Annotated in this window: 15 protein-coding genes; 12 read left to right on the plus strand and 3 right to left on the minus strand. The window is 70.7% G+C overall.

Annotated features, from left to right (window positions below; translation table 11 throughout):
• Positions 1 to 107: 107 nt before the first annotated feature.
• A complete protein-coding gene (locus AAIB33_RS14625; protein WP_345800693.1) occupies positions 108 to 2,978 on the plus strand; it encodes an ATPase in 2,871 nt (956 codons plus the stop codon).
• 62 nt (positions 2,979 to 3,040) lie between these two features.
• Here AAIB33_RS14625 and AAIB33_RS14630 read toward each other — a convergent pair whose 3' ends face one another.
• Complete coding sequence (locus tag AAIB33_RS14630) at positions 3,041 to 3,850, minus strand: ABC transporter permease (RefSeq protein ID WP_345800694.1); 810 nt, start codon at positions 3,848 to 3,850, stop codon at positions 3,041 to 3,043.
• Positions 3,847 to 4,845 (minus strand): ATP-binding cassette domain-containing protein, encoded by a 999-nt coding sequence (locus tag AAIB33_RS14635; protein ID WP_345800695.1) that lies wholly within the window; start codon positions 4,843 to 4,845, stop codon positions 3,847 to 3,849. The genes AAIB33_RS14630 and AAIB33_RS14635 overlap by 4 nt, the downstream gene beginning before the upstream one ends.
• Positions 4,846 to 5,089: 244 nt before the next feature.
• Between AAIB33_RS14635 and AAIB33_RS14640 the strand changes: the two genes are divergently transcribed.
• The 9 genes from AAIB33_RS14640 (at position 5,090) to AAIB33_RS14680 (ending at position 10,580) form a co-directional block, all read left to right on the plus strand.
• The gene (locus tag AAIB33_RS14640; protein ID WP_345800696.1) at positions 5,090 to 5,425 is read left to right on the plus strand and encodes a hypothetical protein; all 336 of its coding nucleotides are present in this window, start codon (positions 5,090 to 5,092) and stop codon (positions 5,423 to 5,425) included.
• A 21-nt stretch (positions 5,426 to 5,446) separates the two neighbouring features.
• Complete coding sequence (locus AAIB33_RS14645) at positions 5,447 to 5,758, plus strand: pore-forming ESAT-6 family protein (protein ID WP_345800697.1); 312 nt, start codon at positions 5,447 to 5,449, stop codon at positions 5,756 to 5,758.
• 19 nt (positions 5,759 to 5,777) lie between these two features.
• On the plus strand, positions 5,778 to 6,125 hold the full coding sequence (locus tag AAIB33_RS14650) for a DUF6507 family protein (RefSeq protein WP_345800698.1): 348 nt from the start codon (positions 5,778 to 5,780) through the stop codon (positions 6,123 to 6,125).
• Positions 6,125 to 8,533, plus strand: coding sequence for a hypothetical protein (locus AAIB33_RS14655; protein WP_345800699.1), 2,409 nt, complete (start codon positions 6,125 to 6,127; stop codon positions 8,531 to 8,533). The genes AAIB33_RS14650 and AAIB33_RS14655 overlap by 1 nt, the downstream gene beginning before the upstream one ends.
• 85 nt (positions 8,534 to 8,618) lie before the next feature.
• A complete protein-coding gene (locus tag AAIB33_RS14660; protein ID WP_345800700.1) occupies positions 8,619 to 8,831 on the plus strand; it encodes a hypothetical protein in 213 nt (70 codons plus the stop codon).
• A gap of 10 nt (positions 8,832 to 8,841) precedes the next feature.
• On the plus strand, positions 8,842 to 8,967 hold the full coding sequence (locus AAIB33_RS14665; protein WP_345800701.1) for a hypothetical protein: 126 nt from the start codon (positions 8,842 to 8,844) through the stop codon (positions 8,965 to 8,967).
• A gap of 274 nt (positions 8,968 to 9,241) precedes the next feature.
• Positions 9,242 to 9,616 (plus strand): hypothetical protein, encoded by a 375-nt coding sequence (locus tag AAIB33_RS14670; protein ID WP_345800702.1) that lies wholly within the window; start codon positions 9,242 to 9,244, stop codon positions 9,614 to 9,616.
• Positions 9,617 to 9,643: 27 nt separating this feature from the next.
• Positions 9,644 to 9,988 (plus strand): hypothetical protein, encoded by a 345-nt coding sequence (locus AAIB33_RS14675; protein WP_345800703.1) that lies wholly within the window; start codon positions 9,644 to 9,646, stop codon positions 9,986 to 9,988.
• 58 nt (positions 9,989 to 10,046) lie between these two features.
• Positions 10,047 to 10,580, plus strand: a complete 534-nt coding sequence (locus tag AAIB33_RS14680) for a hypothetical protein (protein WP_345800704.1) — start codon at positions 10,047 to 10,049, stop codon at positions 10,578 to 10,580.
• 109 nt (positions 10,581 to 10,689) lie between these two features.
• Here the strand turns inward: AAIB33_RS14680 and AAIB33_RS14685 are convergent, their stop codons facing one another.
• Positions 10,690 to 10,968, minus strand: a complete 279-nt coding sequence (locus AAIB33_RS14685) for a hypothetical protein (RefSeq protein ID WP_345800705.1) — start codon at positions 10,966 to 10,968, stop codon at positions 10,690 to 10,692.
• 42 nt (positions 10,969 to 11,010) lie between these two features.
• On the opposite strand from AAIB33_RS14685, the gene AAIB33_RS14690 reads away from it, so the two are divergent.
• Positions 11,011 to 11,304 carry a hypothetical protein gene (locus AAIB33_RS14690; protein WP_345800706.1) on the plus strand — a complete coding sequence of 98 codons (294 nt, stop codon included), beginning with the start codon at positions 11,011 to 11,013 and terminating at the stop codon, positions 11,302 to 11,304.
• Between the two features lie 371 nt (positions 11,305 to 11,675).
• Positions 11,676 to 12,302, plus strand: a complete 627-nt coding sequence (locus AAIB33_RS14695; RefSeq protein ID WP_345800707.1) for a TNT domain-containing protein — start codon at positions 11,676 to 11,678, stop codon at positions 12,300 to 12,302.
• The last annotated feature ends 140 nt before the right edge of the window (positions 12,303 to 12,442 follow it).

Consider the following 12,442-nt stretch of genomic DNA (forward strand, 5'->3'; position numbering starts at 1 on the left):
GCAGCGCTCGGACGCCGAGTCGCCGACACGGCGCGTGGCGCCACCCGCGCTCGCAGGAAAGTGCAGCGCTCGGACGTGTAGTCGCCGGGTCGCCCTATCGTTGATCCGTGCGGCTGAGGTTCTTCGGCGGGCTCGCCCTCGCGGGCCCCGCGGGCGAGACGATCGCCGTGCACGGGCGTGGGCAGCAGGCGCTGCTGTTCCGGCTCGCGGTCGACGCGGGCACGACGGTGGCCTACCGGCCGCTCGCGGAAGACGTCTGGCCCGAGGATGCTCCCGAGGATCCCCGGGCGTCGCTGCAGTCGCTCGTGTCGCGGCTGCGCCGCGCGCTCGGTGCCGATTCGATCGAGTCGACGCCGGGCGGCTACCGCCTTGCCGTCGAGCGCGCTGATGTCGACGTGACGGAGTTCCAGGACCTCGTCGCCGCCGCGCGTACGAGCACCGACCCGGTGGAGGCATCCGCCCTCTCCCGCCAGGCCCTCGCGCTGTGGACCGGCGACCCCTGGACCCCGGGCCCCGAGTTCGACTGGGTCGTCCGGGACCTGCTGGAGGACCGCGCGCACGCCGAACGGCTGGCCCGCGTCACTCCCCCACCCGCGGAGCCGGCCGCCGTTCCGCCGGCGCCCGCCGCCATCCCCGCGGCCCTCACCCCGCTCGTCGGACGCCAGCGCGAGCTCGCGACGATCGGCGCGCAGCTCGGCGCCGAGCGGCTCGTGACGCTCATCGGCCCCGGCGGCGCCGGCAAGACGACCCTCGCGCTCGAGACGGCGCGGGCCTGGGGCGACGCGACGGTCGTGGTCGAGCTCGCCCCGGCGGCGGCCGGAGAGGTGTGGGCGGCGGTCGCCGCGGCGGCGGGGCGCAGCATCCGCATCGGCGATGCGTCCGGCTCGTCGGCGCCGCTGTCGCCCCGACAGCGCGCACTCGACGCGCTCGCGGGCCGGCGGGTGCTCATCGTGCTCGACAACTGCGAGCACGTGTCGGCGGAGGCCGCCGACGTCGCGCTGACTTTGCTGCGGGCGACGCCCGCGGCCCGCATCCTGGCGACGAGCCGCGAGCCGCTGGGCATCGCGGGCGAGGCGTTCGTCGACCTCGGACCGCTTCCGGCGGAGGATGCCGTGGAGCTCTTCGCGCGCCGCGTGAGAGCCGCCCGCGGCACCGGACCGGCCGACGACGAGGCCGCGACCGTCGAGCGCATCGTGCGGCGGCTCGACGGACTTCCGCTCGCGCTCGAGCTCGCCGCGGCACGCGCCCGCACCCTGACGCTCGCCGAGATCGACGAGGGTCTCGACGACCGGTTCGCCCTGCTCGCCGCGGGCCCGCGCACGGCCGACCCGCGCCACCAGACGCTGCGCGCCCTCATCGACTGGAGCTGGGAGACCCTGACCGACGCGGAGCGCGACGCGCTGCTCGCGGCGTCCGTCTTCCCCGACGGCATCGCGGCGAACGACACCCGCGTGGTCGCGACGCAGTTCGAGACGGATGCCGGCGCCTTCGACCAGCTCGTCGACCGGTCGCTCCTGCGCCGCAGCGACGGCGGCTACCGCATGCTCGAGACGGTCCGTGAATACGGGCTCGATCGGCTGCGCGCGACGGCGCGCGAGCCCGACGCCCGCGGCCGTCAGGCCCGGGCGATGGTCGAGCTGGCGCGGCCCCGCGAACCGCTCCTGCGGGGTCCGAAGGTGCGGCAGGGCCTCGCCTGGTTCGACGCGAACGACGAGAACTTCTCCGCCGCACTGCGCACGTGCGTCGATCGCGCCGATCTCGTCGAGACGGGCGTCGAGCTCGTCCGGGTCATGCTCTGGCCGGGCCTCATGCGGGAGCGCTTCGAGGAGCTGACGGGCGGCATCGGCCGCTTCGCCTCAGGCGACGCGCCGCTCGACTCGGAGGCGGCCGTCGTGGTCAACGGAGTCGGGATGCTGCTGACCCTCATGACCTCGGCCGCAGGGCTCGGCGACGGCGACCTCGGCATCGACCGCGCCGAGTTCGAGCGGGGCCGGGCGCGGATCGTCGAGGCCGCGGCGCAGCATCCCTCCGACCTCACGGCCATCCTGCCGCCGCTGCTCTCGGCCGCGGCGCAGGCGCTGGCGCGGCACGACGGCGGCTGGGGCTGGTCGCGCGGCTTCGAGGTCCCCGACATCGCGCCCGACGCGCCGGCGTGGTCGCACGCGTTCGTGGCGATGATCCGCTCGGCGGTCGCGCAGAACAGCGGCGACGTCGACACCCTCGGGGTCGAGAGCGAGCGCGCCGTCCGGATGTTCCGCGACCTCGGCGACGTGTGGGGCATCGCGTTCGCGAGCCAGATGCGCTCGGAGTGGCTCACGCTCGAGGGGCGCCTCGAGGAGGCGCTGGCCGTCGCCGACGCCTCGACCGAGGGCTTCACGGGCCTCACCTCGGTGTCGGACCTCCTGCAGCAGCGCTCGCAGGGCCTCGCGATCCTGCTGCGCCTGGGCCGGCTCGACGAGGCGCGCGCGCGACTCGCCCAGATCGAGGCGACGGCGAAGGCAGACGGCTCGGACCGGGCGCTCGCGCAGGCCCGCATGACCGCCGCGACTGTGGACATCGCGGCGGGCGACGGCGAGGCCGCGCTCCGTCACCTCGACGGGCTCGGCTCCCAGCTCGCGCCGAACTTCCCCGACCAGCTGACCGCGTGGGCTGGGTCGAAGCGGGCCCAGGCGCTCATCCTGGTCGGGCGTGCCGACGACGCGGCCGCCGCGCTGCGAACCGCCCTCGCGCTCGCGCTGCGCAGCGGCGACCAGCCCATCATCGCGGACGTCGCTCTGAGCCTCGCGGGATGCTTCGCGGGGAGGGGGCAGGATGCCTCGGCCGCCCGCGCGCTCGCCGCGTCGGCGGCGCTGCGGGGCCGGGTCGACGCATCCGAGCCCTTCTACCGGCGCATCGCCGGCGACATCGAGGCGGCGCCGGAGCTGTCCTCCGACGCCGCCCTCGAGGAGCTGCAGACTCTGGCCGAGGAGCTGCCGTAGATCCGGCGCGTTCCGTCTCGACCGAGAGGAACGCGCCGAACCCGCGGCGACACCTGCGCCGGTCAGGCCCGGCGCATGTAGGCCCGAACAGTCAGCGGGGCGAAGACCGCCACGATGACGGCGGCGCCGATGATCGTCGCGACGACGTCGGCTCCGGCATCCGTCCCCATCGTCAGGGCCCGGGCGGCCGACACGAGGTGCGAGACGGGGTTGATCGACGCGAACCACGCGAGTGCCGGCGGCAGCGTGTCGATCGGCACATAGGCGTTCGACAGGAACGTCAGCGGGAAGAGGATCAGGAATGAGATGCCCTGAACGGATGCCGCGGTGCGGGCGATGACGCCGAAGAAGGCGAAGATCCAACTGAGCGCCCACGACGCGCCGATGACGAGCAGGCCCGCGAGCAGCACGCCGGTGAAGCCGGCGTCGGGACGGTAGCCCATGATGTAGCCCGTCGCGAAGGTCAGTGTCGTCGCGATGGCGTAGCGGAGGGTGTCGGCCAGGAGTGCGCCCGCGAGCGGTGCGACTCGGGCGATCGGCAGCGACCGGAAGCGGTCGAAGACGCCCTTCTCCATGTCCTCGCGCAGCTGCACGCCCGTCACGACGGAGGTCGTGATGACGGTCTGCACGAGGATGCCGGGGAGGAGGAAGGGCAGGTACGTCTCGACGCTGCCGGCGATCGCGCCGCCGAAGATGTAGGCGAACATCACCGTGAAGATGATGGGCTGCACCGTGACGTCGATGAGCTGCTCGGGCGTGCGGCGGATCTTGATGAGGCCGCGGCCCGCCATCGTGAGCGAGTTGCGAATGGACTGGCCGACGCTGACGTGGTTGCGCAGCGGGGTGTCGGGGGTGAGGACGGCGGTGGTCATGCGAGGCTCCCTTCGAGCTCGTGCTCCTCGCGGATGTCGGCGGTCTCGACGCCGTGTCCCGTGAGGGTGAGGAAGACCTCGTCGAGCGTCGGCTTCTGCACGCTCAGCTCGGCGAGGCGGATGTCGGACTCGCGCAGCGCGACCAGGAGGTCGGTGACGAGGTCGGGGTTCTGCATCGGCGCCGTGAGGCGCGCGGCCTCCGGCGACACGGTCGCGGGCACGCCGAGCACGCGCTCGACCGCGAGGCGCACGTCCTCGAGGTCGGCGGGGTCGGCGGGGCGAAGCTGCAGGCTCGAGGTGCCGACCGACGACTTGAGTTCGTCGGACGTGCCCTCGGCGACGACCTTGCCCGTGTCGATGACGGCGATGCGGTCGGCGAGCTGGTCGGCCTCGTCGAGGTACTGCGTCGTGAGCAGCACCGTCGAGCCGCCGGCGACGAGCGTGCGGATCGTGTCCCACATCTGCGCCCGCGTGCGGGGGTCGAGGCCCGTCGTCGGCTCGTCGAGGAAGATGAGCGGCGGCCGTGCGATGAGGGATGCCGCGAGGTCGAGGCGTCGGCGCATGCCGCCCGAGAAGTTCTTGAGGGGCCGCTTCGCGGCATCCGTCAATCCGAACTCCTCGAGGAGGTCGACGGCCTTCTTCCGGGCGTCGGGGCGCGAGAGACCAAGCAGGCGGCCGAAGAGGACGAGGTTCTCGGTGGCCGAGAGGGTCTCGTCGACGGAGGCGTACTGGCCGGTGACGCCGACGAGCTGGCGCACGATCTGCGCCTCGCGCTCGACGTCGTGGCCGAAGATCTCGGCGCGGCCGCCGTCGGGGCGCAGCAGCGTGGCGAGCATGCGGATGGTGGTGGTCTTGCCCGCGCCGTTGGGCCCGAGCACGCCGTAGACGGTGCCGGCCTCGACCCGCAGGTCGACGCCGTCCACCGCACGGTTGTCGCCGAAGACCTTGACGAGGCCTTCGGCCCGCACCGCGAATGTGGGTGTGGTGGAAGTCATTGTGATGCCTTTCTCTGAATGGCCTCACTCAGAGTGCGCCGGGGGCACTGTCACGCCGCTGTCACGGCGGTGGCGCTGCTGTCACGGCGCTGTCACGCGCCTCTCGCAGGTTGGCAAGGAGGCGCTTTGTCCCCCGGACGGGGGACAGGGCCTCTCGCGGCACCTGGGTTAGCCTGTCAGGGGTCCAAGGAAAATCGGGTCTGGTCGGCGGTTGTGTTCGCCGCGGAGAAGGGATGACGGACGCATGAAGTTCGCGATGGGTGCTGACACCCTGTCGACCTTGACGAAGGCGACCTCTGGGTCGAGCGACGAGCTGGCCGCGCTGGTGCGACAGCTGCTGGAGGCGGCGGAGCCGCTCGAGGGTCGTTTCCAGGGTGCGGGTCGTGCCGCGTTCGATCGATTCAAGTCGCGCACCGACGCGATCTCGGCCGAGCTGAAGGCATCGCTGGACGGCGTGCTCCAAGGCATCGGCGGGATGAACCGCTCGTTCCTCGAGGGCGAGTCGGCGATGGTCGACCAGACGCAGAGCCTCGAGGCAGGATCGTCGTTCGACGCCGCGCGCTTCGGCGCGGGCCGCTGACCGGGACGGGACACAGAAGACATGGCGAACCAGAGTGACCGTCGCGACTACGACATCGCGGCCTCCCAGAACGCGCAGGACAACTTCAACCGCGTCGCGGCGCAGCTCGAGGCGCTGATCGATCAGCGCGACCGCGACGTGCAGGCCGCGATGGCCGACTACGCCGCAGAGGGCGTGTCGGACGATTACCGCGCGAAGGAGACGCGCTGGAAGAACGCCGCCGCCGAGGTGCGCGGCATCATCCAGACGCTCCGCTCGTCGCTGGAGCGCAACGACGAGTCGGCGCAGGACGCGCTGCGCAAGGCGCGCGCCGCGGTCGAGTCGATCGGCTGAGCCCGGTCCGCACTGATCCATGACGCACTGGAGCATCCAGCCGTCGGGGGTCGTCGCCGTCCTCAAGGACGTCAATACCTACGCGACCGCCCTCGGTGAGGCGCTGAACGGGCTGGGCCCCGCCCTGGAAGGGGCCCTTGCAGGAGCCGCAGGCTCTCCGGCGATCGGCGGCGCGCTGCAGGAGTACTTCGACCGCGAGGAAGGCCCGCGCATCGAAGGAATGAACGCCCGCATCAGCGCGGCCGCCTCCGGGGTCGTGAACGCCACGCAGGCGTACGTGAACGGCGACCTCGAGATGGCGGCGAACGCCCAGTCCGCCTCGGTCGCCGCGGTCTATCCGCCGCAACTGCCGCGGGGGGTGCAGTAGTGCCCGACCACATCAAGCCGGACGCGATCCCCGGCGCGGACCTGGATCCCGACTCGATCGAGCTGCACGCGCGCACCGTCGGCACGATCGCGGGGCAGGTGCGCGACAACGGCTCGAACGTCCACCTGAAGTGGCAGGGCATGGCGGGCGTGTACGAGGCGCCGGAGGCGGGCACCCTGCTCGGCCTCATGCAGCCGGTGTCGTCGCAGGCGACGACCGCGGGCGACAACCTCGACGTCGTCTCGGCGGCGCTCGTGCAGTTCGCCGCGGACGTGCGGCCGATCAAAGCCGCGCTGGACTCGCTGCGGACGCAGGCGTACGCGTTCCAGTCCGAGGTCGATGGTGGCGTGTCCGTGCGGGAGCTCAACCCCGCGTACATGAGCGCCTACGGACCCTACGGCACGACGTCGTCGTACGCGGGCTACGCGCCGTACTCGAGCCCGTCGACGGGTGCCGGCACGCAGGGGCGCAGCATCCCGCAGTATCACTACGTCACGAAGCAGTGGCATGAGGTCCAGGAGTACGTGGACCGCAACAACGACCTCATCTCGCAGGTGAACGCGCAGCAGGTGGCGCTGTGGGACGCCGAGCGCACCTGCGCGAACAGGATCCGCGGCCTGTACGGCGCGCAGCCCCTGCGCGGCTCCCAGTCCGAGGACGACCCGCTCGGGTACATGCTGGACGAGATCCCCGAGGGCACCGAGATGCCCTGGGGCGCGCCGGTCGAGCGCTCCGAGGGATGCGGCGAAGCGACCGCGAAGTTCGTGTTCAAGGACTTCCTCTGGGAAGGCGTCATCGTCGGCGGCGTGTGGGGCACGATCGAGGGTCTCGGCACCCTCGTGCTCGGCTACAACCCCGCCACCGGCGACTGGTTCTCGGGCGACGCGTACGGCGCGGCGTGGGGCAACCTCGGCCTCCTCGCCGCGGGGATCGTCATCGCGGGGACCCCGCCGCTGAACCTTCTCAAGATGGCCGACGACACCGCCGACATGTTCGGCGGCAACCTCCTCCCCGAGGAGGTCACCGACTTCACCGACGAGGCCGACGAGGCGCTGCTGAACACCGGCAAGGCGCTGATCGCCTGGGACAAGTGGCAGGACGACCCCGGCACGGCGCTCGGCGAGTCCGTCTTCAACGTCGGCACGATCCTCATCCCCGCCGGAGCGGCCGTGACGGGCGTGAAGACCGCCGGCACCGCCGCGAACGTCCTCTCCAAGATGGCCCGCGTGGTCGACCTCATCGACCCGTCGTCGTGGGCCGTCAACGGCGCCCTCAAACTCGCGGGCGGCGGGTTCAAGGGCCTCGACGGCGTCATCGCCGGCCTCGACACCGCCGGCAAGCTCGACCCGCCGCACATCGAGGTCTACGCGGCGACGGATCCGGCGTCGGGAATCCGCCTGCTCGACGATATGGGCGTCGACCTCGACTCCGTCCGCGCGGGCACCGACGCCGCCGGCAACGACGTCCTCGTCTTCGACGGCGGACGAGTCGAGCTGCCCGCCGGCTCATTCGACAGCGAAGCCGGGATCGTTCGCGGAGTAGGCGGGACGGATGCCGCTGTCCCGGCGCCCGTACGCGAGCCCGAGCTCGTGGCCGCGGGTGGTGTGCGCGGCGAGACCGGGCCCGGAGCCGTCAACGCCATCGTCCACGACGCACCCGTCCGCACCGAAACCAGCGGGGCCGGTGACGGGACGACAGTCGTGCGTGATCCCGAGACCACGACGGGTGGCGGAGCCGGCGGCGACGGCGGGTCGCACGGGGGGGCAGACCCGGACGGTGCCGGGAACGACCTCGACGGCAGCGGCGACCCCGCTTCGGGCGGATCGGACCCCGTGAACGACGGCACAGCCGACTCGGACGCCGCCGGCCCCGAGCCCGTGCGCCCGGACACCGGTCCTGCACCCGACTCCCCGGTCGACGCGGCGCCCATTGCTTATGTGGACTTTCCCTCCGACGTGGTTGCGGTGCCATTCGACGTCCACCTCGTCGATCAGGGCGTCTTCTCCCACATCGACCCCGTGACGGCCCCGGGCGATGCCACTTTTTGGTCGGGTCGTGTACTCGACGAGGACGGCGCGGTGATCCCCGATGCCGCCATGAACGGTGCGGCCGACCTGACTTCGAGAACCCACGGCTCGACACTCGAGCAGCTCCTGGAGCGGCAGGGGGTGCTGGATGACATGCCGGACGACTGGTTCGATCCAGCAACCGACGCGACCTGGCGAGCCGTGTCACAGGCGCTTGCCCAGAACGCTTCGGGCGACGTGAGGGCATTCCTCGGTGACGTGCGCGCCGAGTCGGTCTGGAACCAGGTCGAGCTGCCCGCGCTGATCGACAACCCGAATGTCACATCCGTGACTGTGATCGACGCCAAGACCGGTGAGGTTCTCTATGTCTACCGCCGCTGACCCCGATCGCGCACTCTGGGGTGAGGCCGTCGCCGCATACGTCGGCCGAGGTTCTCGCAAGATCCCCACGGCGGATGAAGGCGCTGTGTTCGCGCTCGCGCCCGACCGGTTCGAGTCCCTTCTGGCCCTGGTGAAGCAGGCTCTGCTCACCGCGGACTCGGTCGAGCTGCCCGACACGCCCCGCCCGCTCGTCAAAGACGCCGTCACCGAGCGCCTGCGTGAGCTGCTCCCGGAACTCGATGATCGAGGGATCGATGCTCTGGTGTGGCGATGGGGTTTCATCACCTATCACGGCTGAGGAGGAACGGATGCCGCGCAGCAGCGTCGCATTGACCCCCACGCCGCTGAGCGGCGACGTGATCGTGGCGGCGACCGGTCAGGTGCGCGAGCAGCACCCCGACCTCGCGGCGCTCGACCGTCGTGCGCGACCCTGAGACCACAACGGGTGGCGATGGCCCGGCGGGAGGATCCGGGGAATCCACTCACCCGGCTCATGGGGGCGGCGCCGGGGGCACGGGATCCGGCGACCAGGGCGGCTCCGGACGACCCGGCGATGTCGACGGAGATTCCGGCTCGGGTGGCCCCGGCGCTTCAGATCAGTCGCCAGGCTCCGTCGGCGCGCCCGACTGGGAGGTACGCGGCGAGACCGTCACCGTCGGCGGCGAGTCCGTGTGGCTCCCTGAAGGATTCGCCCTCGAAGGCGACTCCGTGGTGCGGTACGACCACGGAATCGCGGGCTCGCGCATCCCGTTCGAAGAGTACGCGGATCTGCGGGAGGGCTCGCTCCACAACACCTCGTCCGACACGCTGGTGCTGGGTCGCTGGGCGAACGACGACACGTCGTACATCGCAGTCGCTCGGCGTGAGGACGCGATGTACTTCGACATGGGAGACGATTGGGGCAATGCGCAGGACGCGTACGATCTCTCGCCCCGAGACGACATGTTCGAGTTCTTCATTCGCCCGGCGTTGGACGAAGCCATCTCCTCCGGGAAGGACATCCGGATCACTCACGACCCAGGGAAGGCTGGTGGTAGCTTCCTCGAGAGGAGATGGACTACCTCCGAGCTCACGGCTACGTGATCCTCCCCGATGGAAAGGGTGCGTGGCGTGCCGTTCGCTGATTCAGCCACAGACCTCGCGATGCAGCTCGATCGAGCGCTCCGCCGGGTCTTCCCCGCTGCGGCCAGCGGATATCTCGTGCGCGAGCTCCGCGACGACGACCACCCGTGGGTGCGTGCCTCGTTCGTGCTCTATGAGTATTGGGAGATCGACTTCGTCTACGACCGAGGGGCTTTCGGCTTCTCGATTCCGTTCCGCAATGTCGATGTACCGGTCGTCCGAGGGCCGAACGAGGGGCAGACGATCGCCGACCTCGACGAGATCCTGGAGGAGCTCGGCGCCCGAGTCCGCCTCCGCATTCCCGACAAGTACCTGGCCGAGTGGGGCGTCTGACCCGACGTGCGATGACCGACGTCTACACGCCCGCACGATACTTCGAGCACGGAGACCAATGCCTGCTGACATCGATCCCGGCCTCCTGACCGAAGCGATCGTGACGTATACAGGGGGCACGGAGGGGGAACGGATGCCGCGGAGCAGCGTCGCATCGACCCCCACGCCGCTCGGACCCAGCGGCGAGCCGCACTTCCTGAGCGTCGACGAACTAGTCGCCGACGCACGGCGAGATCGCTCCGGGCTTCGGAAGCAGCGGCGGCGGCCGACAGATCGAACTGCCGCTGACCGTCGCGCTTCTCGAAGCGCTCGGCGTCTTGAAGGAGATCACCCCATGAACCAGGCGGAATTCGATCGCATCGTTCAGGATGAGCGTCTGGGGCGGTGGCTGCTCAGGGCCGAGCCCTCCGGCGCATCGGCGAACAAGGTCTGCCTCTTCGAGAAGCAGGGCACCTGGTACACCCTGACGACGGACGAACGTGCGGGCGTCATCGAAACGACACGTCGGTCGTTCGGCGCGGAGTCCGAAGCCCTCGCCGACGCCCTGGAGGGCCTTCGATTCCTGAAGCATCTCTTGAACTTCCGCGCATGATGCGTAGCTCCCCTCTCCCGCTACCAGCGGGAGGCCGAAATCTCTTCCAGCGAGGCACGGAGTTAGAAATCGTGAGCAAGTTCCTCGACCAGAAGGGTGTCTGGCGCGTTCATCTGAGAGAGATCGTGCCGTGACCGGTTTCGGCGCCCACTCCCTCCCTGACGACGATGCCCTCTGGAGCGGGCTCAACGAGCACCTTCGATCGACGCTCGGGAGCGTCGGCGTCTCCAAGATGCTCGCCGCGCGCGACGACGACGAGGCCAAGGCGCGGTGGGTAGGCCGAGTGCGGCCCGTGCTCGAGAACCTCGCCGAGCGCGTTCCTCTGAGATCCGAGGGACCTGCACGATTCGGGGCCGGCGATGGAGTGTCGATCCAGTTCGACGTGCATCGCGTGTACCTCGAGGCGTCCGGATCCCCTCGCATACGGGCGATGCTGCTCGTCGACCCCGCGGCTGTCACTCTCGCGCTGGTCGGCCTCGAGCGATGGGGCTCGACATGGTCCGAGGCCCTCGATGCCGCGGGCGAATCTCGCACCGTCGTCGCGGACGAGGACACCGACGACGAATCGCAGGCCTTTCCCTGGATCGCTCAGAAGCCCGGGGCGCCGGGGCCTTGGGTCTCCGCAGCCAGCCCGGAGGAGGCGCGCGCGGCCGGGATCGCGGAGGACATCGGCTTCGACGAAGTATCGACGGTTTTCGGACGTATCGCGGGGAGGTCCGCATGACGGATGCAGGCTCGTCATTTCTCGAGGCCGTGTCGCGCCTTCCCGCTTTTCAGGGCGTGACCTGGCGCGCGGCCGGTTTCGAACTGACCGCACCCTTCACGACGGACAGTCCGATCCCCACGACCCAGGATCTGAGGGTTGCCACCGAGAACTTCCGCGCCGAGGGAGCACACCTCTTCCTCGTGACTGCCGGCCGTGACATCAGTCCGTTCTCGGCGCATCCGTCTTCCGACACGCCCTCGAGTGCAGGCCGAATCAGGAGGAATGGATGCCGCGCAGCAGCATCGCGTCCACCGCTCCATTCTGAACAACGGTTGCCGTCGGGCCCCCGTCGATAGGCTGGACGGGCGATTCCGACTGAAGGGCGGGCAATGACGGAGCCGTGGAACGCCGTCCGGGCGACACTTCGCACGCAGGGAGTGCCGGATCCCGCCGTACACCTGCCCGTCGACACGGACATCCCCTGGGAAGGGGCGCTGCACGTCGCCGAGGCGCAGCAGCGGGGCTGGACGATCAGCACAGTCGACTACGGCCGTGCCCGGCTGCTCCTGCGGCGGACGACTGCCGACGAGGTCGTGAAGGCGCTGTACGCCTACCTGCTCACGCCGCTGCCTGCCCCGTCGGCCATGCCCGATGCCGAGCGCGAGCGCTTGCTCACGTGGGCCGCCCCGCACGTCCTCGATCTCGCCTCGCGGGCGAGCACGCCCCTCACGATCGACCTGCCGGCAGGCCTGCTCGTCGACCGCGTCGGGGCGCTCGACGGCTATCTTCTGTATCCCACGGGAACATCGTTCGAGACCCGATCGCTTCCTCCTACGGTCCTCGGCCAGCCGCTGCACTCTTTCGTCACGACCGCTGCCATCCGCGTCGAGGCGGTCGTCACGCCGCCGTGGTTCGGGCGTGCCGGCGGCGGGCTGCGCCTCTCCGTGTCCGAGGCCGGAGTCGGCGTCCGCGACCTCGTGCGCGAGGGGCAGCTCGCCCAGCTCAGCCAGGCATGACACACGTCTCGAATCCGAACGCGGAGCGCATCGCGCGGGTCGCGCTCACCCCTTTCGCACTCGCCGTCGGATCGGATGTGCAAGAGCAGTTGCTGAGAAGCCCCGGGGCGCCGGGGAAGTGAGGGACGGGCAGGCGGGGC

The sequence above is a fragment of the Microbacterium sp. AZCO genome, assembly GCF_039614715.1.
GTDB lineage: Bacteria > Actinomycetota > Actinomycetes > Actinomycetales > Microbacteriaceae > Microbacterium.

Bases quoted from the DNA above. Each gene is read 5' to 3' on its own strand.
- AAIB33_RS14630 (WP_345800694.1), bottom strand. From the start codon at position 3,850: ATGACCACCGCCGTCCTCACCCCCGACACCCCGCTGCGCAACCACGTC.
- AAIB33_RS14635 (WP_345800695.1), bottom strand. From the start codon at position 4,845: ATGACTTCCACCACACCCACATTCGCGGTGCGGGCCGAAGGCCTCGTC.
- AAIB33_RS14640 (WP_345800696.1), top strand. From the start codon at position 5,090: ATGAAGTTCGCGATGGGTGCTGACACCCTGTCGACCTTGACGAAGGCG.
- AAIB33_RS14645 (WP_345800697.1), top strand. From the start codon at position 5,447: ATGGCGAACCAGAGTGACCGTCGCGACTACGACATCGCGGCCTCCCAG.
- AAIB33_RS14650 (WP_345800698.1), top strand. From the start codon at position 5,778: ATGACGCACTGGAGCATCCAGCCGTCGGGGGTCGTCGCCGTCCTCAAG.
- AAIB33_RS14665 (WP_345800701.1), top strand. From the start codon at position 8,842: ATGCCGCGCAGCAGCGTCGCATTGACCCCCACGCCGCTGAGCGGCGAC.
- AAIB33_RS14680 (WP_345800704.1), top strand. From the start codon at position 10,047: ATGCCTGCTGACATCGATCCCGGCCTCCTGACCGAAGCGATCGTGACG.
- AAIB33_RS14685 (WP_345800705.1), bottom strand. From the start codon at position 10,968: ATGCACGTCGAACTGGATCGACACTCCATCGCCGGCCCCGAATCGTGC.
- AAIB33_RS14690 (WP_345800706.1), top strand. From the start codon at position 11,011: ATGCTGCTCGTCGACCCCGCGGCTGTCACTCTCGCGCTGGTCGGCCTC.
- AAIB33_RS14695 (WP_345800707.1), top strand. From the start codon at position 11,676: ATGACGGAGCCGTGGAACGCCGTCCGGGCGACACTTCGCACGCAGGGA.